Source organism: Pantoea phytobeneficialis (genome assembly GCF_009728735.1).
Taxonomy (GTDB): Bacteria; Pseudomonadota; Gammaproteobacteria; order Enterobacterales; family Enterobacteriaceae; genus Pantoea; species Pantoea phytobeneficialis.
The window spans coordinates 1,917,035-1,939,949 of sequence record NZ_CP024636.1; the positions used below are offsets into that span (position 1 = coordinate 1,917,035).

The window sequence follows — 22,915 nt, forward strand, 5'->3', positions numbered from 1 at the left end:
CATAACAGGGAAAAAAGCGCAGGGGCAGGAATGAAAACCAGTGGGATCATGTTGTTATGTGCGTTGCTGGTCGGCTGTGACCAGCCTAATGATACGCAATTGCGGCTCGATGCCAGTCGACAATTGCAACGTGTGATTGACCGCAACCCATTACGTGCCAGTTGTGAGAATATTGCCCGTGGGCGCGAATGGCTGACACAACGAACGCTGGAAAAGCTGGAAGAAAAAGGCTGCCAGGAGGTGTTGCGTAGTGCGACCGAGACGGATTTCATCCACGCTGAGACTTTCCACCACAATCTGACGATGGTATGCGGCGCGATTGAGGGCAAAAGTTTTACCGGCACGGAACTGACGCGGCGCTTTATCTATTCGCCCGAGGAGAAAGCGCTGGTGGTTGAACCCATGTCGGAGCAGGATAAAACCCGTTTCGAAGGGCGAAAAACCCTGCAACAATTGCAGGCTGATTTCAATCGCCAGCAGCAGCAATATTGCCAGTAATCACCCCGGCAGCGCTTGTTTCAATTGTGCCAGCGAGCAACGCAAACGCCACAGAATGCCAGCCAGCGTGTTGGCCTCGCTATCCTGTTCAACCGGAAGCTGCGCAATCATCGCCTCCAGTTCATCCAGCGTTGCCTGCAAGGGCATATGATGCACACCCCGTATACTCATGATGCGTTGTAAATCTTCCAGACTGCTGTCGCGCATCGCTGCCAGCGTCTGAGAGCCAGGCTGCCACTCACGCAACTGCCAGACAATATGCGAACAATTGAGCAGCACCACGCCCCAGCGTAGCAGCCACGCGCGTGCCTGCTCATCACGGCTATTACTTAACTGGCTGATATGATGATAAATCTGTGACTCGAAACGGCTTTCGCTCAGTTGGGGATGACGTCGCAGTTGATCAAGAAAGGCATGACGCAGGGCGCGGATATGGCGACGGCTACGCCGGGCATCGGAACTGGGACGCAGTACCTGAAAGGCCAGCCATGCCAGCATCACGCCGCAGACCTTGGCCAGATTATCGTTGAGGAAACTCTGATAATCCCAGTCTGGCGGGTTGCTGACCGCAATAAAGGATCCCATAAACACGATAAATTGCCCCCACATACCCGCGCGGGTTTTCTGCTGCAACTTGAACAGTTGAAGGGTAGTCAGCAAAGGGAACAGCACCAGCAAAAATTGCCACAGTGCGCTGATTTGGACCATCAGGCCAAACTGCAACATAAAGCTAAACACCGACAGCCACAGCAGGGTTTTCAGCAGCAGCGAGATGCTGCCCGTTGGCGAGGGGGCGGAAGAGTAAAGCACACAGGCGATTGCGGTCAGTGTCAAAGCCGCTGCACCGGAATCCCATTGCGTAGCAATCCAGAACGCACATCCCAACATAATCACGCTGAAGGTGCGAAGTGCGCTCCATCCTGCTTCGGCGCTATCGCTTTCGCGTGCCAGTGACGGAACGCGTGGGGGCTGAAATCGGGTATCCGCATCTGCTCGTTCGATCAACCTGATCCAGCGCTGGACATTAAGGTACACCCAGCAAAAGTAGCGCAGGCGCTGCACAAAGGCGCGTTGGCGGTAATCGCCCGCTGCGGCTGGGATAATGCCGCGCAGAATCAACGCCAACTGATATTTATCGCATTCCGGCTGTGCCAGTTCGTGCAACAGTTTTTGCATGGCATCAAACAGCGACTGCGGTGCCTCTGGCCAGTTCAGTAACATGCGTCGCAGGCTGGAGAGCACGCTGGTCAGGCGCAACTGTTGATGTAACACATAGTTCAGGACGTTATTTTGCCGCCGAAAGCGGTAGTGGCTCCAGAACGCCTGAATACGTAGCAGATTCATGGTCAGGATCTGACTGATCACCGTCTCATGCGCACTACGAACATTGTCGGTGCTGCCTTGCTGCAACAGCAGCACGGCGTGTTCGAGCAATCTGGCATGCATCTGGCGCAGCGACTTCATCAGCGTATGCCCATCTGAAGTACTGGGCAGAACCATCATCATTAATCCGGCACATAAAATACCGGAAATTACTTCACAAACGCGTGCCTGGGTAATAGTCCATAACTCACTGATATCGGTGATATTGACGCTGCTGAAGGCAATAATCGCTGCGGTATAACCGGCAAGCGAAAAAGCATAGGCCACATTGTTTTGATAGTGGTTGGCAATCCAGGTACATAACGCCAGCCAGCCTGCCATAAAAAAGGCAAACAGCCAGGGTTCATTCAGCGTGTGCCCGGCAATCAGTAACGCGGCAGTGGCACCCAGTAAACTGCCGACGATACGTCCCAGACTTTTGCTGATGGCCCCCCCGACGGTAGGAAAACTGACCACGGCGGCGGAAGTCATGGCCCAGTAAGGCTGATCCAGTTGCAAGGCGTAGGCCATCGTTAGCGCCAGGCACATGGCGATTGCATTGCGCAAGGCATAGCGCCATTCACTCTGGGTGGCTTTGATCCACGGCAGATTGCGCCACGCCAACCACTGTAAATTCATCCGTGGCCTCAGCGCACAATCGAAATGGTACAGGTGGTGCCCGCCACCAGTGGAATATCCTGTGGAATGGTATCCAAATGAATACGCACCGGAACCCGTTGCGCCAGTCGCACCCAGGGGACATTGGGTTTGATATCCGGCACCAGGCCGCTGTCACTGTCGACACTCTGGTCATAAATCGCTCGCCCGATGCTTTCCACTCTGCCTTGCAGGCGTTGACCGTTGCTGTACAGCACAATATTCGCGCTGGCACCGGGCTGGATGTGACGCAGTTTGGTTTCTTCGAAATACCCCATCACATACCATGAATGACTGTCCACCAGTGAGAACAACGGTGTGCCCGCTGTGGCGTAATTACCTGGGCGCAGCGCCAGATTACTAATCCAACCATCCGTGGGGGCGCTGATTTTGGTCTGTTCCAGATTCCAGCGTGCCTGATCAAGTGTCGCCTGGGCTGCTTTGGTACTCGCTGCGGCAGCATTAGCGGTCAGATGCGCTGCATCAAGATCCTCCGCTGAAATCACATTACGGGGCAGATTGCTGCGCCGGTTCAATTCATGCTGGGCTTTCTGCTCATCCGACTGTGCTTTTGCCAGCTGTGCCTCAGCATTATCCAGGCCGATCTGCCAGGGTACCGGGTCGAGCGTCAACAACGTATCGCCTTTGTGTACAAACTGATTATCTCGCACCGCCAACGCAACAATGCGGCCAGAAACCTGGGGGGTGATATCAACCAGTTCGGCACGGACCTTGCCATCACGCGTCCAGGGCGATTGCATGTAGTAATTCCACATCCACCAGCCCGCCAATAAAGCCAGGGCAAACACCACCAGTGTGGAAAAATATTTAAAGGGATTGAATTTCATGGCGATTTATCCGAGGCTCAGTAACCAGAGTGCGGCGCTGACGCACAGCACAAACAAGGAAAGATCCATTAATGTGGGATGCCAGATATCACCGGAATACATCCAGCCACGCAGCAACGGATGGATCAGTAGCCAGAAAAAGAAACCCAGCAGTACCGCTTTGAACAGCGGTGGGAAGAACAGAGATGCACCAAAGACCAGATCAGTGAGTGGCGCGTTAGCGGTCAAGGGGAAAACAGACACTTGTCATCATCCTTAGTAAACCCAGATTCTCTCAATGAAGCGTAGATGAGTGCGTGTGTCAGCTGGCCTGGGATTTGTTTTTTGTCCTGTAAACTCGCAGAATAGTGTAAAATCTGGCTTGATAGCTAGCAAGCTAATTATAAGGAGATGAAATGGATACGACACTCGGAACAGATCTGTCTCGACTGGTGCGCATCTGGCGTGCCTTGATCGATCAGCGTCTGAAGCCGCTTGAGTTGACGCAAACACATTGGGTGACGTTGCATAATATTCATCAACTCCCGCCAGAGCAGTCGCAGATTCAGCTGGCGAAAGCTATTGGTATTGAGCAACCCTCTCTGGTACGCACGCTCGATCAACTGGAAGAAAAGGGATTAATCACCCGTTCAACCTGTGCAAATGACCGCCGTGCAAAACGCATCAAGCTAACCCGGCAGGCTGAGCCTATCATCGAGCAGGTCGAGAATGTGATTGATGCGACCCGTGATGACATTCTTAGCGGTATCAGCCTGGAAGAGGTAAACCAGATGGTGACGCTGATTGCCCGGCTGGAGAAGAATATTCTCGAGTTACAAAATCGCGAGAAATAAAAACCCGCCCCTTTTGGGGCGGTGTCATTTTGAAGTCAGGCAGCCTTAAAACAGAAAAAGTTTGTTGATTTCACCGTTCAATTTTCTCTGCAAAGAAAATCGGATGTTATAAAGCTTTTTCCTGTCGATTCCCAACGAGTCGGCGATATCCTTCAGGGTGTATTCCCGCGACAGCAGATTCAAGACTTCGACCTCCAGGGTTGTCAGACTGCCAGGTTTGACACCGTTACCCCACCGGCCAATGAGAACATCTTTAATTTTTTTTGTGATGGACTGTTTGCAATCACTGGAGTAGATCACGGTGGCAATGCGTTGGTTGTTCTTCCACCACCAGGACGCGAGATTATCCATCCTGTAATCAGATAACAATATCAACCCACTTCCGCTTTTGACTAAGTGGGAGATCCAGTGTGGATCAGAAAACAGTTTGATGTTGTAGTGTGAAAAATCAACAAAGATGAAATTGAAATTCAGATGATTATGTTGTTTATCGAGCAGCGCAGCCTGAATCCCAACGCGTAGATAATAATTTCTGTCAGGCCAAATGCTGTATTTAATGCCAGGTGAATTCTGCATTTCCAACAACTGGTCGGAGATCGTTATCACCTCACCATCATCCTTGAAGTTTTTATTCTGTTCATTTTGCATTGGAATCAACAATCCCTGTTTCATTTCCATTGTGAAGTCTAACCAGGGGGCATGATACAAATCATGAAAAAATACAGCAAGACAGAAGTATGATATCGAAAATTTCTTTCACTGGATAAAATCCTAATGGTGATGGATGATGTAATAAAGATGAGGGAAAGGATACGTATTGTTTTCCACAGGATAATGACTTGTCTAAAGTTATGGGGCAGTCAGGAAAATAAGAATATATCCTGGGTTTAAGTGTTTGCCATGATGATTCTTGCGAATAAAACACGTAAAATTAGCACGAAAAGCTAAATGTACCAAGAGTGGTCGAATGTGGCAAAAGGCAGTGTTACTTATATGTTTCCTTTATGCTAATTGATAACGGTAACTATCATCACCTCAGCGGTCCTGGCCAGCCAGGGAGGTTCTTTTCTCTTTCCATTCCAGAACTTAATTTTCAGACGATAAAGAGTTTTAAGATTATACAAAGTAGATACTAAGATAGTGGACTGTTTTTATCTTATCAATGCCAGTGATGTTGTTGTTCGTGAAGAAGCATTTTTCATTAATATGTTGTGTAACGATTTAAATCAGAGCTAAATGGGTAAAGGTTTTCTTAAAGGAAGTGGTAATTATCTCAATTATCTCGCAATATCTGAGATTGCAACGAATAATTTATAATTTTAAATAAGTTCCCGTTGTGTCATATACTTATTTTACATCTTGAAATTTTCAGTTACCCTTCGCTTGACATTCTTTTTTAAAAGATGAAAAGTAACGCCAAGACCGAGTAACTTTGTAAGTAATAAAACCATAAAGCATATAAATCTTACTAGAGAATAGGATAAACCCATTGGCTGAATGTCAGTGAGAATTTAGTAATACTCTTACAACACCAGGATGTAATCTGATAATTAATTTCAGAGGCATGTTTTTGCTTGCTCAATAATATGAGCAATCCACACGCATACACCTCTTTGACGTTAATAGTCACACTCACTTATACAGTAGGTAAAAATGAAGATTCAGACAGGCTTAATGAAGTTCAGCCCATTGGCCTCAGCGATTTTGCTGGCCCTGCCAGTTATGGTGAATGCTGCCGACCTCAGCATGCCCAATGGTAACATCAACATGGCTAATGGGGTGCCGGTAGTCAATATCAATGGGGCTAACGGCAATGGCATATCGCATAACATTTATGACAAGTTGAATGTTGGCAAAGAAGGTTTGATTTTCAACAATAGCCAGAATGGTGCGAACACTTCTCTGGCAGGTCAGATTGCCGGGAACAGCAACTTAGCCTCAGGAACAGCAAAAGTCATTCTGAATGAAGTCACATCAAAGAATAAAAGTAATCTGAATGGCCAGATGGAAGTTGCCGGAGATAAAGCCCATTTGATCATTGCTAACCCAAATGGTATCAGTTGTGATAGCTGCGGTTTTATCAATACCGATAAAGTCACCATGACAACCGGCAAAGCAGACCTTAATAACGGTGAATTACACGGATACTCTGTCAATGGTGGTCTTATTACGACAAACGGTTTAACCAGTGATTCGCCAACGGCGATACTGGCGCGTTCCATCGTAGTTAATGGTGATATTAATGCATCAGGCCAGGAACTCACATTGATTGCGGGTAATAACTACGTCGATACGTCAAATAAGGTGACGGGCACAGTGAATGCCAGCGGTGGAAGAAATAGTTATGGTATTGATGTCGCTAAACTTGGTGGTATGTACGCCAATAAGATTAACTTAATCAGCACCGAAAATGGTATCGGTGTGCGTAACGCAGGTGTGCTGGCTGCGGGGAGTGGCGGCATTCAGATTGATACGAATGGCCGTCTGATCAACAACTCAGCTCAGATTAAATCAACAGGAGCCATCGCGGTAAAAACCAAAGGTGCGCTTGAAAATGTTACCGGTAAAATCGTCAGTGATAAAACGATATCGATAGATACCAATAAAAACGGGATTAACAACAGCCGGGCGGGCAATATTATGTCTGGTGCTGATATATATATCAGTAGCGGTGAGTTTAACAATGTTAATGGTAAGGTCGCGGCGGCTGGAACCCTGGCAATGAACACCAATAATGCGACCCTGACCAACTATGGTAAAGGTAATAGCGTTGGGATCGAAGCGGGTGTTGTCGTATTGCAAACCGGTGCATTAAATAACAATAATGGCCAAATTAAAGGCTTTTACGTCGGTTCCGAATCATCCAATCTTAGTAATAATAACGGTATGATTGAGTCATACAGCGATGTGGATATTTCTACCAGTGGCTCGGTAAATAACACGTCGGGTTTGATTCGTGGTGCGAACGGCCATGTCAAAATTGATGCCTCAAAGGGCACACTCACTAACAGTGGCACCAAATCTGCGGATGCCGCAAGCTCAGATTCACTGGGGATTATTGCGGGTGAGGGGGGCATTCAGATTTCGGTTGCTGCCCTTAATAACAGTAATGGTCAGATTGCTTCAGCAGGGGATATTGGTTTCCTGACAAAGTCTAATGTTAACAATGTTAATGGTAAGATTGCGACTAAGAAAAGTGTGTCAATTAAGGCGGCTTCTCTTAGCAATGCACAATCCAGCATTGTTGGTCAGACAGGGGTTGATATTGATTTGACCGGCGATGTTACTAACCACATTGGTATCATTTCATCTGAATATGGTGATGTGAATATCCGGGCACGGCATGTGAATAACAGTGGCGGCTTGCTGTTGGGACAGAATATCAGTCTGGATGCGGTTCATGATGTGAACAATGATACTTCACTTATCGTGGCGCAAAAGAAACTGACCATAAACGCGGGTGGCACTGTTGCCAATCAGAACGGCAACAATTTTGGTGACGTCTGGGGGCTCTATTTTGGCATGCCAAACCAGAAAGGTGGGATGATCGGTAATGGTGGTGTAGAAATCACTGCCAATACTTTAAACAATAACAACAGCCGTATTATTGCGCAGCATGCCCCTCTGACACTGGCGATAACCGGTGCGCTGTATAATGACCGCAGTATGCTGATTGGCGCGGGTGCATCAAGCATTAAAGCTGGAAGTCTGAGCAGCAATTACTCGACCATCCATTCAACAGGCGATTTATCTATCGATACCCGTAGTCTGTCTTTAGCCAGCAGCGGTAGCATCATCGATAATGATGCAACCGGTATCATTGCTGCGGATGGCGCACTGACGTTGAATGTAGCCAATAATTTTACCAATTACGGTTGGATCACCGGTAAGCAGAAAGTCAGCGTTAACACTGCGGGTGTGTTGTACAACAGGAATACCATTTATTCAGATAACGAAACCCAGGTTTACGCTAAATCCGCCGTATACAACTTTAAAGACATGGTGGCTGGGTTAAAACTAACGGTTAGTGCTACCGAAACGGTTTATAACTCCGGTAATATGTTTACTGAAGGCCATGCCAGCATTACAGGTAAACGCGTTTATAATGAAGGCAATTCAGCAGTCATGGGTGGTCGTCAGGGACTGGAACTGGAAACGGACACTCTTATTAACAGCGGGAAAGTCGTAGGGCTGTAATCATTAAGCCGGATAAAAGCAGCAGGAATGCTGCTTTTATCCCGAAAAAAATGTTATGAAAAATACCCTCAGACCATTACTGACGTCTCTTATTTTGGGCGTGAGCGAGCAGGTGGCAGCAGAAGTGGATTTAAATCGCCTGGTTAAAGCGCAGCAAGATCTTGAAAATAGCACCCGTCAGGAGAACAAGCTGGTAAAGAAAGACGTTTATTCAAAAGTGGAAGGTTCTGTCATCAATAGTATAGATTTTCCTGCGGAGGAAAACTGTGTAGAACTGGATGCTTTAATTATAAATAATGATTTTCTCAATGACGCCAACATTAAAAAAATAAAATCGCAGATTGCAGGGCGTTGCCTGGGAACAGCAGGGATTGAGACGCTGGCAAATACATTGCAGGATTATTATATTAACGCGGGCTATGTGACTACACGTATACAGATTCCCAGCCAGGATCTGGCAACCAGGAAGTTAGTCGTCGATGTTGTGCCCGGAAGGATTGAAAACATCCTGATAAAAGATAACGATATCAGAAAATGGATATTACCCTTTACATCGGGGCAGATCCTTAATGTCAGGGACATCGAACAGGGTGTGGAAGTTCTGCAAAAAGTTCCTGGGTTAAACATCGAAATCAATATCGAACCTGGTAGTAAGGCAGGTTACAGTAATGTGGTGATGAGCACCGGGCGCTTGACAAACTGGAACGCACGAACCTGGATAAATAACTGGGGTGATAAGGCAACAGGAAAATATTTGCTCGGTGGTGCAGGTTATCTTTACAACCTCAGCAAGATGAATGATGTGTTCTGGTTGTCAGGCACCACAAATGCGGATCGTAAATCGGGGCGATATAACAGCATCAGTTCATATTACTCAATACCTTATGGTTATTGGGATTATGAAATCTTTTACAGCAACAGCCATTCCCGGCAACTGATTAATATTGGTCCATATGGATTCAATTATATTGGCGATAGCGAGAGCCTGAGTTTAAAGGCCGCACGAACCGTTTACCGTGATCGGGATAAGAAGGTGGCGCTGAGCGCTGAACTATTGCGCAGGAACGTGGCTTATAAGTTAGAAGATGTTGAGTTGGCGTTGCAAAAGCGCAATATGACTAACCTGCGTTTAGGGATTAATTTTAAGAGAAATATGCCAGGTGCGATACTTGACACCACCTTGTCTTATCAGCGGTTTTTCCCGTGGTTGGGCGCCGAGGAAACGCCTGATATGCAATCCGGTGATGTCAGTAAACAAAGCAATGTTCTAAACCTGGATATTAATTATACGCGGTTAGTTAATGTGTTATGGACTGACGCCTATTATGAACTTCGGTTAGGTGCACAGTATTCTCCAGATGCATTAACTTTGCAGGACCAGTTTAGCATTGGCGACCGTTGGAATGTGCGCGGATTCGAAAATAGTGCCGGGCTTTACAGCGATAAGGGTATCTATAGCCAAAATACGCTCAACTTTATTACGGGATTCTCAAACCTGGAATGGTATCTGGGTACGGACTTTGGTGCTATTTTCAAAGGAAACAACCAACGTGACGGGATTGATTATCAACAGTTATTGGGTGCGACAGTCGGCTTGAAAGGCAGTATTAAAGCGTTGGGTTATGATGTGTCATTATCTAAACCTTTACTCTATCCACAGTCTGTCAATGCCGACAAAGTAAATTTTAATCTTAATATTTCTTATCAATTTTAATTATCAAGGAATGATCATGTCTGTTGGTACGGATATCGTTGAAGTTGAACGGATTAAGAATGCTATTTTACGTACAGAAATGGCTTTTCTGAAACGTGTTTTTACTGATGAGGAAATTGCACAAATCGGCGTTGAGTATCCTGATTATGAAAGAGCATCAGGGTTTTGGGCCGCAAAAGAATCCATTGTCAAAGCGACGGGGTTAGGTTTTCGCAATGGAGTTTGTTTTCATGATGCCGAAATTAGTCACGATGAAAATGGCGCGCCTTACTTCAAGCTGCATGGCCGATTAAAGGAAGTTATTCCTGAAAAAGGATTTACAAACATAACCTTGAGTATTTCGCATTGTCGCTTGTACGCGATTGCCGTGACAATTTTGACTTAATTTATAAACCGAATTCCAGCTATGTATAAATATCATGATCTTATCAACAAGAACGTCTTAATAACCGGTGCCAGCGGTGATATCGGTTTGAGCATTTGCGCCGGTTTTTTGCAGCAGCAATGCCATGTCTATGCGTTGTATAAATCCAACGCAGCAGATCTACAGCAGCTCAAAGATACGCATCCACAGGGAGAACGCCTGCATATTCTCCAGTGTGACCTTGCGAATCAGGAAGCAGTGAAGCAGTTATGCCTGTATCTGAGCGCACAAATCAGCAAGCTGGATGTGCTGGTGAATAACGCCGGTATTGTGCGAGACGTACTTTTCGCAGCAATGGATAATGATGATTTTAATACGGTGATTGATACCAATTTAATCAATACTTTTGTTCTGACGAAAGAAGCGCTTTTGTTATTAAGAGCTGCTGAGACTGCGACAATAATCAATGTTGCTTCTATTGCTGGACTTATTCCGAGCGTCGGACAGAGCAATTACAGTGCATCAAAAGCTGCACTGCTTGGCTTTACCCGTACGTTGGCTGCGGAGCTGGCACCCAGAGGGGTCAGAGTCAACGCAGTAGCGCCAGGTATGATTGAATCTAAAATGGTGAAAAAAGTATCACGTACTGTGGTGCGTGATGTCACGGCCTCCGTCCCCCTGAGGCGGCTGGGGAAGTGTGAGGAGGTGGCAAATACCATTATCTACTTAAGCTCCTCAGCATCCAGTTATATTGTTGGCCAGACCATCGTTATCGATGGTGGCCTGGTGATGCGGTGACTTATGTCGAAATATACTATTCCTTCACAGATATTTCTCGAGATGGGTGGCTGGCGTCAGCCACTTATCATGGTCGACAGGATCGATGATTACAAGCATGGTGAAAGTGGTTACATAAAAATAATAAAACATGTGACCTTTAATGAACCTTATATCGCAGGGCACTTCCCGGAAGACCCTATTATGCCAGGGGTACTTATTGCAGAGATATTCGGCCAGGCCAGTGAGTACTTCTCTTTTTTGACCGACATTTGCGATATCTGGCAAGAGAGATATCAGCAAGAAATGAGAACGTTACGGGATATTCATGCAAAAATTACAGACGAAAATTTGCGTTCAATCATCCGGACACGGCGTTGTCAGGTGCGTGGTGTGCTCGCTGCACAAAATTTGAAATTTAAAGATATTGCCCGGCCTGGGGATACGATTGAGGTCAGCAGTAAACTTTCATTTTCAGACAGCAATGGCTTCAGACACTATGCGGTTTCTGCTCATGTTGGCAAGAAACTGATAAGCAAGGGCGTAATTATTAACTATCGGGAAGTAAAATAACTCATTACGGTGAACACAGATGAATACGATGCAAGAAAATATTGAAGAGCGTAAAGCCGTTTTACTCACCATTAAGACCGAGATCATTCAACGTCTGCATATACAGAAAAATGTGGCGCAAATTGATGATGACACCCCTTTATTCGGCAACGGACTAAAACTGGACTCAGTCGACGCTACCGAAATTTTGGTGTTATTGGATAAGAACTTTGGCATTCGACCAGGTGAAGGTGAAGACCCGTCTTATATGCGTAGCATTAACAGTCTGGCTTCATTTGTATTGCAGCAGAACCAGCATCACTAATTTTCTTACTTAATTAATACGGGTTATTTTATGAGCGCTCTTTATAAAATGCATTTGGCGAAGAACGCAGTAATGGGCGTTTACAATGGTAAATCAGTGCCATTGTCTTACACCTCCCAGGTGGAGGCTTATAAAGCAGTACGAGAAAACGCCTTACTGGTAGATTATTCACATATGTCGATTGTGCGTGTCATGGGTGATGATGCATGGTCACTGGTCAACCATCTGGCCTCGGCAGATGTCTCCGTCATACGCGATGAACAGGGTATTTATTCCTTGCTGTTGAATGAAGATGGCACTGTTTGGGGCGACGCTTACATTCTTTGTACTGATGAAGGGTACTATATTCTCTCTGAGTCACTTTCTGTTAACGATATCATTGAACGGCTCAATGTAATTTTAGAATACAGAGTCGATCTGGATATTCAGGACGTGCCAGAAATCACTGCGATGGACACTCAAGAGTGGGGCGCTGTTTTGTTGGAAGGACCCTACGCCTGGGAACTGCTCGCTGAAATCTATGGCTTTGATATTATTGGTTTGCCGTACCACGAATATATGAGCACTGATGATGGCTTAATCACTTTTCGCTGTGGCAGACACGGTGAGTATGGTTATCTGCTGGTCGGTGAGCAACAGCAACTGGTTGGAGTCTGGCAACAATTGCTTGATAAAGGTGACAAGTACCAACTGAAGGCTGCTGGTCTGGACTATCAAGAGCTGGTGCGGATTGAAAATCCTTGTTGGGATGCATCCATTTATCAAAACTATAGCTGCAACCCACTGGAATTACAGATGCAGTGGGCGATTCAATACGATAAAGAAAATTTCATTGGTAAATCGGCTGTTGAAGAATTTTCCCGTAGGGGGGCAGAACGGAAATTAGTGGGTATGGTGCCGCTCGTTGAGGGTGGTGATATCACGGCTGACGATAAGGTGCTGGCCGATGGTGTAGTAGTTGGTGTAATTATAAAAGGGGGTTATTCACCAGCAAGAAAATCTTATATTGCACTGGCTTTGATTGATAGCGATTATGCCTGGTCAGATATTGCCGGCTTTGCTATTCGCACGGCGCATGGTGATATTAATGCCGCTACGCATAATCTCCCTTTCTTATATAACTTCAGTATGTTGGTTAATCCAACCGAACACAGTTTTATCGACACAACCAAGCCCAAGAGCGCACTGTCAGGCATAAAAGTTTAGTGAATTCATGATGAAGACAAACAGAAAAAGAGTGGTCATCACCGGGATGGGCATATTGTCATCCCTGGCCGATAATATTGCTGATTTCAGGCAGGCATTGCTGAATAAGCAATGTGGCGTTACTGACAGTCTGCGTTTTGCGCAATGGTTTGAAAACGCCCGCGCGGCGGAAATTCTTCATGCCATCGATTATTCCGCGATCCCGGGCGATATCCTGGAAACACAGGATAACGCTTCATTGTGGGCGTGGAAGGTCAGCAAAGATGCATTAACGCAAGCCGGGCTGGTTAATGATCAAACCCACCTGGACAACACCGGATTAGTGATTGGTGTCTCCTCCGCCGGAACCGAGGCGTTTTTACCGCTGTTTGAACAGCGCATGCATGATTTCTCGCTGAAGAAAGCCATTTACTCCGGTGGTTTCTCTTCATGCTGCGCCAGCGTGGCAACGCTGCTTGGCCTGAAAGGGGGCACGGAACTGGTTGCCACCGCTTGCACGGCTAGCCCTAATGCCATTGGTATCGCCTTTGATCTTATTCAAAATGGCAAAAATAAAACCATGTTGGCAGTGGGTACTGAGCCGATTTATCTGCCAACGTTTGCCGGATTTTATGCTCTGAACGTCATGCATCCTGAGTCGTGTTCGCCTTTTTCAGGCCGTTCGGGTATGTCGATCGGAGAGGGCGCGGGAGCCATTGTCCTTGAGGAGTATGAGCACGCGCTGGCCCGAGGGGCCACTATCTACGGTGAAATTCTCTCTTATGCCACCTCTTGCGACGCTTACCACGAAACCGGCCCGGACCCGCGCGCCAGCGGAGCAGTTCAGGTGATGAACAAAGCGTTGCAGAACGCCGGTATCACCGCCGATGAGATCGATTATGTGAACCTGCACGGTACCGGGACCGAAGCCAACGATCGCATCGAAACGCTGGCGATGAAGAAGGTGTTTCCGCGCATTGAGCAACTACCGGTCAGTTCGACCAAATCTTTCCTTGGCCATAATATCGGGGCTGCCGGAATTGTTGAATTGATCGCATGTCTGGTGACGTTGCCACAAGGAAATCTGTTACCGACCCTGAATTTCACTGCACCGCGAGCCAACTGTGATCTGGATTATGTGCCGAACGAATTCAGAGAAAAAGACGTGACGATTTTCATGAAAAACAATTATGCCTTCGGTGGTAATAACTGCTGCATGATTGTCAGTACTCGGGCGGGGACGACGCCGGTGACCTCATATCAGGCGAAACGCGTTGCTATTACAGGCATCGGTGCAGTTTCAGCCATCGGCCATAGCATCAACGAAATTCTTGAGCATTGCTGGACGCAGGAAAAAGCCGTCAAGTTAAGCCCGGTGGCTTTTTATGACGATACGCTGGCCGAAGCCAGAGAGTTATTGGATGTTCTTCACGAAACCGGCCAGTTTACCGCACCGCATAACGAACCCAATTTTAAAACCTTTCAGGTACAAAACCTGGAACCGCGTAAGCATCTTCGCCGCTTCGATGCCCGCAAAGCGACGCGCGCCGGTACTTTCGCGCTCATCGCTCTGACTGAGGCGTTGAATCAGGCACAACGCAAGATCAAACGCGACGGTGAGGCGTTGGGATTGGTGATGGGAATGTCGCGTGGTCCACAGGAGACAACCTACAAGTATTTGCAGAGCCTGAAGCCGGACCCTCGTAAAGTGCGCACGTCTGAGTTCCCTGGATCGTTGATGAATGCGATCACCACCTTCTGTGGCATCTCCGAAGGTATCAAGGGCTATACCACCACGTTGGCCAATGGACAAAACGCCGCGCTGGGTGCCCTGGCGTATGGCTACGAGATGGTCCGTCAGCAGTTGCAGGCACAGGTGCTGGTCGGTGGGGCTGACGAATATTTCCCTTCTATGTCGCTCTATATGGATGCGGTGACTGAGAAAATTCAGATGAAGTCAGAAGCCTGTGAATACCAGATCTACGGCGATAATCCGCAAGGTTTTGTCCCCGGAGAAGGGGCATGCATGCTGCTATTAGAAGATCTCGATGCGGCTTTGGCACGTCATGTCGGCGTTCAGGCAGAAATCATTGGCTACGGGAAATCTAACGGCAACAGCTATTTTGACCCGCAGCAGATAGATGAAAAGGCCGATGCAATGACTCTGGCTATTCAACAGGCATTTTCTGATGCCGGGGTGTCAGCGGGAGAGATTGACCTGGTTTGCGGTACCTCAAATGGCGCAGCGGAGAGCGTTAAGGTGGAACTCAACGCGATTGAACGCATTTTCCGCCATGATAAACCGCAGGTGCCAGTGGTTAACTACAATGCTTTCTTTGGTTTTGTTGAGTCTTGTGCAGCATTATTGAATCTGGCGGTGATTGTCGACTGTATTAAAAAGCAAGCGGTCCCGGCAATTCCCTATACAGAAACGTTCTGTGATGAGCGTATTAACTTTGTTCGTACCCCGTTGCAGCAAAAGATTGGTTTGGTGCTGCTGGTAGGTGCTAATGAAGGTGGCAACTTCACAGCGTTTATCATTAAGGGATAATATTTTGGATAATTCCACCATTATCTCTGGCTATAGTGCAAGGCTGGCATTTGCGGAGAACAGCAAAGAATTAATTGAGAAGCTCAGGCAGGGAAAATGTGCGGCTAAGACAAATTGGTTCGCGACTCAGCAGGCTGCTATGAGATGTGGAATAAAAGAAAATAAGTCAGTTGCCCGGCTGGCATCGAATCCTCTCAGTCTGACTGAGCAGTTATGTCAATTAATTGAGCAAGCACTGGAACACGCCATGCTCGATACGCATTGTCTGTCAGGGGATAACGTCAGAGTCTATCTGACTGGACTGGGACCGCGGGTTGATGTGATCGATTATAAAACCTTTTATGATCACAACGATATTGAAGACGTGACGCTCAATAAATCCATCACACATTTACATGTGGCTGAGATTTGTCAGGACAAACTGGCGCATGAGATCGCAAAGAAATATCGTCTTAAATTCAGCCCGCCCAATTTGCAGTGTACCAGCAACTCGTCACTGGCGGCGGTGCACCTGGCGATTCAGGCGATTGCGAGTGGCGATATTGACCTGGTAGTGGTAGTGAATAGTTCGCAGATTACGACTCAGGACATCGCTTTTCTTGCCGGTCAGTCGATGCTGGAAAGTGAGGAAGCGCAACCTTTTGGGGAAGCCAGCAAAAGTGTGTTATTTGCGGAAGGGCAAAGCGGCATCGTTCTGGAAAGCGTCAGGCACCGGCATGCGCGTGGGCTGACCGGAGGTGTTCGCTTGACGTCTGATTACGCGCAAATCACTTCAGGCAGAGGGAATGACGCCGGGCAACTCAGCGTTAACCTGATGAAAGTCATGAATAAGGTGATGGAACAGGCCGGAATTCGTTACGAACAGTTATGCGCGATTCTGCCGCACGGCAATGGTTCGGAGGGGACGGATAAAGCCGAAGCGCAGGCCCTCGCTACTTTATTGGCGGAACATGCGCTTCCTGTCCTCGCCTATAAAGGACAGATAGGTTATAACCCAACCGGTTCGGGCATTATCGATTTAATTATCGGTCACTATAGCTTATGCAGCGGCGAGTTGATTTCACCAACTGGTAAGTCAGTCATACGCGAAAATATGGTGCAACATGTTTGGCTGAATAAAGGTACGGTAAAACATAATAAACATCATCTGCTGAAAACGGGACTGGGTGTCGATGGTTCAATTATCGCGCTGGTGATGTCAATGTGTGATATGGACGCGTAATAAGAGACGGGATGTCGTATGTATTTATCTTCTTTCTCTATGCTGGAACCACAGGACGGTATATATATTTACTATCCTTGCTGGTTAAACGTATGGGAATCTCATCTGTATAAACAGGCGCTGAAATCAACCGGTTCACACGCATGGGGGTTCAGACGCTTTGGTACGCATAAAGATGCCTATATTAGAGAAATGATCAGAACGCCGCCTTACAAAGCTTATATCGATGCTATGGAGCAGGTTTCTGAAGCAGCATTGCAGAAATTAACGGCACGGGAGCGCATGTTATTACTCAAGTCACGCACGGCGTTTATATATGTCGATAGCTGGGGAGAATCGGCCCCCTTTGAGGATATTTCCAGTGCATTACATACAGCAACGATCGATACATTACCAAAGAACTTAGTGAAAAAGTTTTCGGTGACGGACTTCACTTGCAAAATCAGAGGGGAAAAACAGTCTCTGGTACAAGCAATGCAGGTTGCAGAGGATTATCTTAACTGGCAGGTGTTTGATTATGTGGTGATCTGCGCGGCTTATCGGGCAGTACCGGTGCTGGTGTTTTCTGAAGAAGATATTCGCTGCCCAGAAAAGGGAAAAAACAGACGGGAAAGCGGTGTAATGAATTTGTCGGTTGAGCGCGTGGGATGCTTTATTTTTAGTCGTCGGGAAGCAGAATTGAGCGTTAATTGTGGTGGGTACTCAATTCCTGATGACAACAGAAAACTGATCAGGCAATTGGTTGAAAATCATCAGGATATTAACCTGTTTTCTTTTTCTGGGTTAAGGAAAGGGGCGGCGGAGCAGGAATTATTAAAAAATGGCAACAGCTCGGTTTTTGATGTCATTAATCTTATCGATACCTATGGCGGCAGCGGCTGCCTGTCGCCCGCATTAAGCTGGATATATCTTGAGCAGCAGGCAAGGGAGCACGGAAAAATGCGCACCCTGGTTCCCGATAATTTCGGTGGTTATAACTGGTTTGACACCCGTTACTAATCGACAGCATCAGGGAATGATGATGAAAAATAACATAAGAGCCTTGCCGGCAATACAATTGATTGATGTGTGTAAAAGCTACGGATTTGCTGAAAACAAAGTTGATGCACTAAAAAATGTTAATCTTGAAATCAAAAAAGGGGAGTTCCTGGCGCTTTGTGGGCCTTCCGGTAGCGGCAAGAGCTCGCTATTAAATGTTCTGTCGGGGATTGACCAGCCTGATGCCGGAATAACGCTATTTCTCAATAAATCGCTCAATGAACTGCATGAAAACCAACTCTCTGCGGTCAGAAGCAGGCATTTAGGATTCATCTTTCAATTTTTTAATCTGATTCCGGTGTTAAGTGCATTTGATAATGTCTATTACCCATTAATTCTTAATGGCCATTTCCCCAGGAAAACCGCGCAAGAACTGGCATGGCATTATCTCGATAGCGTAGGCATCCGCGCGTTAGGCGATCGTAAACCGGGGCAACTTTCTGGCGGTCAGCAGCAACGCGTGGCCATTGCCAGAGCATTAGCAAACCAGCCGGATGTGGTGGTAGCCGATGAACCAACCGGAAATCTTGATATGGCAACCGGCGATGCAATTCTTGATCTGTTATTAAGGATTAACCAGGACACGGGCACCACATTTATTATCTCAACGCATTCAACGCAACTTAAAGACCGGGCCAGACGCGTTATAGAAATCGAGGATGGGGAGTTAGTCAGTGATTCTATTCGCTAAAGTTATGTCGCTAATTTTTGCCGGCTTATTAGTGGCTCAACCGGGAGGGGCAATAGCTGCGCCTGTGCGCACGGTGGAGAAGGTGATACAACAGGGCCTTCCCGACCAGCCTGATGCATTATTAAAAGTCAGCCGTGCTTTGTTCGATGACTATCAGCAGCATCACGAAGCGGTCGCACTGATTTTTCACTCTTATGCCCTGCTGCGGTTGGCAAATCATTTTGAAGCAGTCAACGATTATGTTAATGCTTCTGAATACGCCAAATTGGGTTTTTTTTATCTCGACGAAGCGGTAGACACACATGAAACAAACTTTCGTCTGCGGTATTTAAGAGCGCGAGTTGATGCGTATCTGCCAGCGAAACTTGGGCGCTGTGTAGTCACATTACAGGATACAGAGATACTACTGCGGCAAGCGAAAGCCTTCGATGCCGCAATTCAGGCGCAAATTAATGTTATGCGTTATCGGGCATTATCCAGTTGCCGCGATCATACACGCGCCAATGCGCTGTTGACCGCTATGCAGAATGGCACCCTGAGTGAGCGAAAGTTATTGGCACTGGGCACTGACAGCACACCGGAGTGGGATGCTCATGAACTGGCTCAGATTTTAATGCCTTTGGTGAAAGGTGAATAAATGAATTTGGCTATAATCTTGACCAGTACGGTTATTTTAATGGTGTTCAGTTTTGTCATATATAGTCTTATTTTCACCCTGCAAGATGCAAAATTCGCGTTCTTAAATCTTTTAAGACATAAAAGGCGGTCATTCTCGACGCTGTTTGCTATCACGTTGGGTGGCGTAGCAATATTTCTTTATGGTGGTTTTATTGATTACGCCTTCTGGATTTTACAACAGCAAACGGTGCGTACAAATATTGGTCATGTTCAGCTCTACGATCGAACATATTTTTCCTCTTCGAACAAAAGCAAAAGTATCATTGAAAATTATCAAGGGTTGAAGGCTGGAATTATGCAGAATGATGAGTTGTCAAAGTATATTGCGACTATTGCCGGTCAACTGGAGTTTTCCGGTGTCGTCTCGCAATATGAACACCAGGCATCCAGTTACTTTTCTGCATTTGGCCTGGAACCTCTCCCTGCCGTAAAACTGGGTTCTTTTGATACATTGATCTCCGGCAGCGATCTTTCACGCATTAAAAATGACGAGATTACGCTGGGCAGTGGTCTGGCAACCTCTCTTAATGCGGGTTACGCAGATTGGGTGGATATGTTGACGGTGAATAGCCACGGTGGGCAAGGGGCATTATCACTTAAGGTACGTGGCGTATTCTCCTCGGGCATTAAAGATTATGATGATGTCGCATTAAAAATACCGCTAACCACAGCACAACGATTAATGGATACGGATGGCGTTAGCAAAATTGTTATTCTCCTGAAAGATGAACGTCACCTTGTCGAGTTCAGTCGTCAGCTGGAAAAATACATTAATGATCATCATTTACCGTTGATTGTTAAAGACTGGAAATCGCTGTCGTTATTTTATCAGCAGGTAGAAGGGTTATTGTCGGCTATTTATTTCTTTATCAAGGTCATTGTTGGCCTGATCGTTATATTTATGATCAGCAATACGATGACTATGAACATTCTCGAAAGAACACGGGAAATTACCACCTTAAGGGCGATGGGACTCAGGCCATTTCATATCACCCGTTTGTTCTTACTGGAAGGAACCTTTATGGGTGGAATCGGGGCAATATTTAGTCTGCTTATCGGGTTTACGTTGGCGGGCATGATTAATCTACAAGGGATTGCCATGCCTCCGTCACCGGGTCAGACGCAAGGCTACAACGCCTTTATTAAAACCGACAATGTCGAGTTGATCTGGATTACGTTGGTGCTGCCAATATTGACGGCATCACTGGCAACGTTATTACCGGCGTTGAGAGCATCACGACTCAATATTGCTGATGCATTTAAATCAGCTCAAGGATGATTGTATGAAAGGTTGTACCGCTTTATCGCTGCTGTTTTTTATATCGACTGCCACATGGGGAGAGTCTGCACAGGATATTATCCGGCTGTCGGATGCTATCCGTTCACCGGATAACCCCTTTCGTTACACGGTGACGGTACTGGAATACCCTTCAGGGAGCTCAGAACCCAGAAATAAGCAGATTCTGGATATATCCATGCGCTTTCTGAAACCTGAGGGTAATCGTCAGGCTGAAGCGCGGTCGCTGGTGCGTTTTATCTTTCCAGCGCGCGATAAAGGCAAAGTGATGCTGTCGGACTGGTATGATCTATGGTTCTACACGCCGGAATTGCGTCGTCCTGTTCCGATCTCCCGACAGCAAAGGTTGTTAGGGCAGATCGCAAATGGCGATGTCATTGTCACTAACTTTGAAGATGCTTATAACGCAAGGCTGCTGGATGAACAGCCTTGCGGTGTTCATATTTGCTACCAATTGGATCTGCAACGTAAGTCATCACAAGTGACCTGGCCGAAAGTGAAATACCTGGTCGAAAAGGGGAGCTATCGTCCGTATAAAGCCTCTTATTACTCGCTTGATGACAAACTGATGAAAGAGGTGGAGTACCGCGACTATAAACCGTTGCTGGGCAAGGTACGGCCGGCACAAATTGTCGTTACTGATACCCGTCATGGCAACGGTTATTCGGTTATGGAATACAGCGATCTCAGGTACGAATCGTTGCCAGCGTCAGAGTTCACCCGTGAGTCTATTCAGCGAGGGGATCTTTGATGTCTTCTCTGCGCTGGTTGGTGCTCCCTCTCGCGATGCTGCCTGGAGAAAGGGTGTCAGCCTGTCTGTCTGACGCTGATATGGCGTTATTCGGTCAGATGTCTGCGGTGCGCAAAAGACCCGCGAGCTGGCAGATTGGCGGGAACGATCCCTGGCGCACTGATAATGGTTATACCGACCTGGTGGTGAAATACAGCAATCGCTGTTTATTCGTGGATGAGCAAATAAGGCTGAATGTCGCACTGTATGGGCTGACTTATTATCCAGTCAGGGATGGCGGGGTCTTTGAGCAAGATGATCAACGGGCGAGATTACTGTTTGACCGATTAAGCCTGACCTATAACCTGTCTGATACCGTCAGGCTGGAGGCGGGAAAAATAAGTAACAAAAGCGGCTTATTTTACCTTAAATCTCCAGCGAATCTGTTAAGTAATTACGGTGGTGGATTTAAATCGACACGAATATACCATCCGGCATTGAATCAGGTCTGGGCGGAATCATCCTGGGGATTTGAGCTGTCTGAGACGAACGAAAATAATTCGCTGTCACTTACCATCGCGCCAAAATTGGCGCAGGCGGGTAAAACGTATGAGTCTTCTGCTAACTGGTCAGCAACCCAACGTTCAAACAGCCGCGATCGTTATTTGTTGACCTATACCGATTACCGTTTTGCTGATCATACATCGTCGGCCAGCCTGATGTTCGGTGATGCAAACATGATTGCATTGGCAAACAGTTATAATTTATCTCAACAACTCACCTTCAATAGCGAACTGGCTTTGCACAGCAAACAGCGATGGCGACATCTGGATGAGGCAAAGGCTGAGCAGTTACAAAATTATGTTTTTCCAGATGTACTTTATCACACCAGAGAAAAGCAAGGTTGGGAGCTGGCGCTGGGAGTCCAATATACCACGGAGCGTTTTGACCACTTTGGCATTGGCTATTATTTTCAGAGCGAAGGCTATTCGGCACGGCAATGGAAAAAACAGACCGATGTGATCAATTTTCTTAGTCAGAAAACGCCCTATCCTTCACTGGAGAGGGCATTTGACGCCTATAAATATTTAATGGCTTCCGAGATCTATAACGCCAGCAGTAACGGTAACCTCCTGGGGAAACATTATATCAACAGCTATGCCACTATTCTTCTTAATGAGCAAGATCGTCTACAGCCCTGGTCGGCCATTAACCTGATGGATAAGAGTTCGATGACAGGAATAACTTATATCAGACAGCTTAAGTCATTAAATAACCAGATGGAGGTTTACACCGGGGTTTATATAATGGCTGGAAAAAACAATAGCGAATTCGGTCTGTTTGGCGAGACACTCGCAACGTATATCGGTTTTAATTATACATTTTAAGGTCTTAT

The 22,915-nt window shown here is 46.7% G+C and carries 21 protein-coding genes; 17 read left to right on the forward strand and 4 right to left on the reverse strand.

The features are described from left to right. The first annotated feature begins 30 nt into the window (after window positions 1-30). Complete coding sequence (locus CTZ24_RS08960; RefSeq protein ID WP_036626931.1) at window positions 31-498, forward strand: hypothetical protein; 468 nt, start codon at window positions 31-33, stop codon at window positions 496-498. Here CTZ24_RS08960 and CTZ24_RS08965 read toward each other — a convergent pair whose 3' ends face one another. The 3 genes from CTZ24_RS08965 to CTZ24_RS08975 are packed head-to-tail and all read right to left on the reverse strand — an operon-like array spanning window position 499 to window position 3,608. Beyond that, window positions 499-2,499 (reverse strand): FUSC family protein, encoded by a 2,001-nt coding sequence (locus tag CTZ24_RS08965; RefSeq protein WP_208725341.1) that lies wholly within the window; start codon window positions 2,497-2,499, stop codon window positions 499-501. An 8-nt stretch (window positions 2,500-2,507) separates the two neighbouring features. After that, window positions 2,508-3,365, reverse strand: a complete 858-nt coding sequence (locus CTZ24_RS08970) for an efflux RND transporter periplasmic adaptor subunit (RefSeq protein WP_208725342.1) — start codon at window positions 3,363-3,365, stop codon at window positions 2,508-2,510. Window positions 3,366-3,371: 6 nt separating this feature from the next. Then, on the reverse strand, window positions 3,372-3,608 hold the full coding sequence (locus CTZ24_RS08975) for a DUF1656 domain-containing protein (RefSeq protein WP_021185232.1): 237 nt from the start codon (window positions 3,606-3,608) through the stop codon (window positions 3,372-3,374). Window positions 3,609-3,760: 152 nt separating this feature from the next. On the opposite strand from CTZ24_RS08975, the gene slyA reads away from it, so the two are divergent. Further along, the gene (slyA, locus tag CTZ24_RS08980; RefSeq protein WP_021185231.1) at window positions 3,761-4,198 is read left to right on the forward strand and encodes a transcriptional regulator SlyA; all 438 of its coding nucleotides are present in this window, start codon (window positions 3,761-3,763) and stop codon (window positions 4,196-4,198) included. Window positions 4,199-4,243: 45 nt separating this feature from the next. On the opposite strand, the gene CTZ24_RS08985 is transcribed toward slyA, so the two are convergent. After that, window positions 4,244-4,876 (reverse strand): response regulator transcription factor, encoded by a 633-nt coding sequence (locus tag CTZ24_RS08985; protein WP_208725343.1) that lies wholly within the window; start codon window positions 4,874-4,876, stop codon window positions 4,244-4,246. Between the two features lie 975 nt (window positions 4,877-5,851). Between CTZ24_RS08985 and CTZ24_RS08990 the strand changes: the two genes are divergently transcribed. The 15 genes from CTZ24_RS08990 to CTZ24_RS09060 are packed head-to-tail and all read left to right on the forward strand — an operon-like array spanning window position 5,852 to window position 22,907. Continuing rightward, window positions 5,852-8,395, forward strand: coding sequence for a two-partner secretion domain-containing protein (locus CTZ24_RS08990; RefSeq protein WP_208725344.1), 2,544 nt, complete (start codon window positions 5,852-5,854; stop codon window positions 8,393-8,395). 55 nt (window positions 8,396-8,450) lie between these two features. Continuing rightward, on the forward strand, window positions 8,451-10,109 hold the full coding sequence (locus CTZ24_RS08995) for a ShlB/FhaC/HecB family hemolysin secretion/activation protein (RefSeq protein WP_208725345.1): 1,659 nt from the start codon (window positions 8,451-8,453) through the stop codon (window positions 10,107-10,109). A 16-nt stretch (window positions 10,110-10,125) separates the two neighbouring features. Then, complete coding sequence (acpS, locus tag CTZ24_RS09000; protein WP_208725346.1) at window positions 10,126-10,494, forward strand: holo-ACP synthase; 369 nt, start codon at window positions 10,126-10,128, stop codon at window positions 10,492-10,494. 21 nt (window positions 10,495-10,515) lie between these two features. Next, window positions 10,516-11,271, forward strand: coding sequence for an SDR family oxidoreductase (locus CTZ24_RS09005; protein ID WP_208725347.1), 756 nt, complete (start codon window positions 10,516-10,518; stop codon window positions 11,269-11,271). Between the two features lie 3 nt (window positions 11,272-11,274). Next, window positions 11,275-11,823: a 3-hydroxyacyl-ACP dehydratase FabZ family protein gene (locus CTZ24_RS09010; RefSeq protein WP_208725348.1), complete on the forward strand. Its 549-nt coding sequence runs from the start codon at window positions 11,275-11,277 to the stop codon at window positions 11,821-11,823. A 19-nt stretch (window positions 11,824-11,842) separates the two neighbouring features. Beyond that, entirely contained in the window at window positions 11,843-12,127 is a 285-nt protein-coding gene (locus CTZ24_RS09015) for a phosphopantetheine-binding protein (protein WP_208725349.1), read from the forward strand. 30 nt (window positions 12,128-12,157) lie between these two features. After that, entirely contained in the window at window positions 12,158-13,333 is a 1,176-nt protein-coding gene (locus CTZ24_RS09020; protein ID WP_208725350.1) for an aminomethyl transferase family protein, read from the forward strand. A 10-nt stretch (window positions 13,334-13,343) separates the two neighbouring features. Then, the gene (locus tag CTZ24_RS09025) at window positions 13,344-15,863 is read left to right on the forward strand and encodes a beta-ketoacyl-[acyl-carrier-protein] synthase family protein (RefSeq protein ID WP_208725528.1); all 2,520 of its coding nucleotides are present in this window, start codon (window positions 13,344-13,346) and stop codon (window positions 15,861-15,863) included. Between the two features lie 4 nt (window positions 15,864-15,867). Then, window positions 15,868-17,085, forward strand: a complete 1,218-nt coding sequence (locus tag CTZ24_RS09030; RefSeq protein ID WP_036626922.1) for a beta-ketoacyl synthase N-terminal-like domain-containing protein — start codon at window positions 15,868-15,870, stop codon at window positions 17,083-17,085. Between the two features lie 18 nt (window positions 17,086-17,103). Continuing rightward, a complete protein-coding gene (locus CTZ24_RS09035) occupies window positions 17,104-18,084 on the forward strand; it encodes an ATP-binding protein (RefSeq protein ID WP_208725351.1) in 981 nt (326 codons plus the stop codon). A 22-nt stretch (window positions 18,085-18,106) separates the two neighbouring features. Next, window positions 18,107-18,814: an ABC transporter ATP-binding protein gene (locus tag CTZ24_RS09040; protein ID WP_208725529.1), complete on the forward strand. Its 708-nt coding sequence runs from the start codon at window positions 18,107-18,109 to the stop codon at window positions 18,812-18,814. Then, window positions 18,798-19,451, forward strand: coding sequence for a hypothetical protein (locus CTZ24_RS09045; RefSeq protein WP_208725352.1), 654 nt, complete (start codon window positions 18,798-18,800; stop codon window positions 19,449-19,451). The genes CTZ24_RS09040 and CTZ24_RS09045 overlap by 17 nt, the downstream gene beginning before the upstream one ends. Continuing rightward, a complete protein-coding gene (locus CTZ24_RS09050) occupies window positions 19,452-20,771 on the forward strand; it encodes an ABC transporter permease (protein ID WP_208725353.1) in 1,320 nt (439 codons plus the stop codon). It abuts the gene before it with no gap. Between the two features lie 4 nt (window positions 20,772-20,775). Next, window positions 20,776-21,540: an outer membrane lipoprotein-sorting protein gene (locus CTZ24_RS09055; RefSeq protein WP_208725354.1), complete on the forward strand. Its 765-nt coding sequence runs from the start codon at window positions 20,776-20,778 to the stop codon at window positions 21,538-21,540. Further along, window positions 21,540-22,907: a hypothetical protein gene (locus CTZ24_RS09060; RefSeq protein WP_208725355.1), complete on the forward strand. Its 1,368-nt coding sequence runs from the start codon at window positions 21,540-21,542 to the stop codon at window positions 22,905-22,907. The genes CTZ24_RS09055 and CTZ24_RS09060 overlap by 1 nt, the downstream gene beginning before the upstream one ends. The last annotated feature ends 8 nt before the right edge of the window (window positions 22,908-22,915 follow it).

Bases quoted from the DNA above. Each gene is read 5' to 3' on its own strand.
- CTZ24_RS08960 (WP_036626931.1), top strand. From the start codon at position 31: ATGAAAACCAGTGGGATCATGTTGTTATGTGCGTTGCTGGTCGGCTGT.
- CTZ24_RS08965 (WP_208725341.1), bottom strand. From the start codon at position 2,499: ATGAATTTACAGTGGTTGGCGTGGCGCAATCTGCCGTGGATCAAAGCC.
- CTZ24_RS08970 (WP_208725342.1), bottom strand. From the start codon at position 3,365: ATGAAATTCAATCCCTTTAAATATTTTTCCACACTGGTGGTGTTTGCC.
- slyA (WP_021185231.1), top strand. From the start codon at position 3,761: ATGGATACGACACTCGGAACAGATCTGTCTCGACTGGTGCGCATCTGG.
- CTZ24_RS08985 (WP_208725343.1), bottom strand. From the start codon at position 4,876: ATGGAAATGAAACAGGGATTGTTGATTCCAATGCAAAATGAACAGAAT.
- CTZ24_RS08990 (WP_208725344.1), top strand. From the start codon at position 5,852: ATGAAGATTCAGACAGGCTTAATGAAGTTCAGCCCATTGGCCTCAGCG.
- CTZ24_RS08995 (WP_208725345.1), top strand. From the start codon at position 8,451: ATGAAAAATACCCTCAGACCATTACTGACGTCTCTTATTTTGGGCGTG.
- acpS (WP_208725346.1), top strand. From the start codon at position 10,126: ATGTCTGTTGGTACGGATATCGTTGAAGTTGAACGGATTAAGAATGCT.
- CTZ24_RS09005 (WP_208725347.1), top strand. From the start codon at position 10,516: ATGTATAAATATCATGATCTTATCAACAAGAACGTCTTAATAACCGGT.
- CTZ24_RS09010 (WP_208725348.1), top strand. From the start codon at position 11,275: ATGTCGAAATATACTATTCCTTCACAGATATTTCTCGAGATGGGTGGC.
- CTZ24_RS09015 (WP_208725349.1), top strand. From the start codon at position 11,843: ATGAATACGATGCAAGAAAATATTGAAGAGCGTAAAGCCGTTTTACTC.
- CTZ24_RS09020 (WP_208725350.1), top strand. From the start codon at position 12,158: ATGAGCGCTCTTTATAAAATGCATTTGGCGAAGAACGCAGTAATGGGC.
- CTZ24_RS09025 (WP_208725528.1), top strand. From the start codon at position 13,344: ATGAAGACAAACAGAAAAAGAGTGGTCATCACCGGGATGGGCATATTG.
- CTZ24_RS09035 (WP_208725351.1), top strand. From the start codon at position 17,104: ATGTATTTATCTTCTTTCTCTATGCTGGAACCACAGGACGGTATATAT.
- CTZ24_RS09040 (WP_208725529.1), top strand. From the start codon at position 18,107: ATGAAAAATAACATAAGAGCCTTGCCGGCAATACAATTGATTGATGTG.
- CTZ24_RS09050 (WP_208725353.1), top strand. From the start codon at position 19,452: ATGAATTTGGCTATAATCTTGACCAGTACGGTTATTTTAATGGTGTTC.
- CTZ24_RS09055 (WP_208725354.1), top strand. From the start codon at position 20,776: ATGAAAGGTTGTACCGCTTTATCGCTGCTGTTTTTTATATCGACTGCC.
- CTZ24_RS09060 (WP_208725355.1), top strand. From the start codon at position 21,540: ATGTCTTCTCTGCGCTGGTTGGTGCTCCCTCTCGCGATGCTGCCTGGA.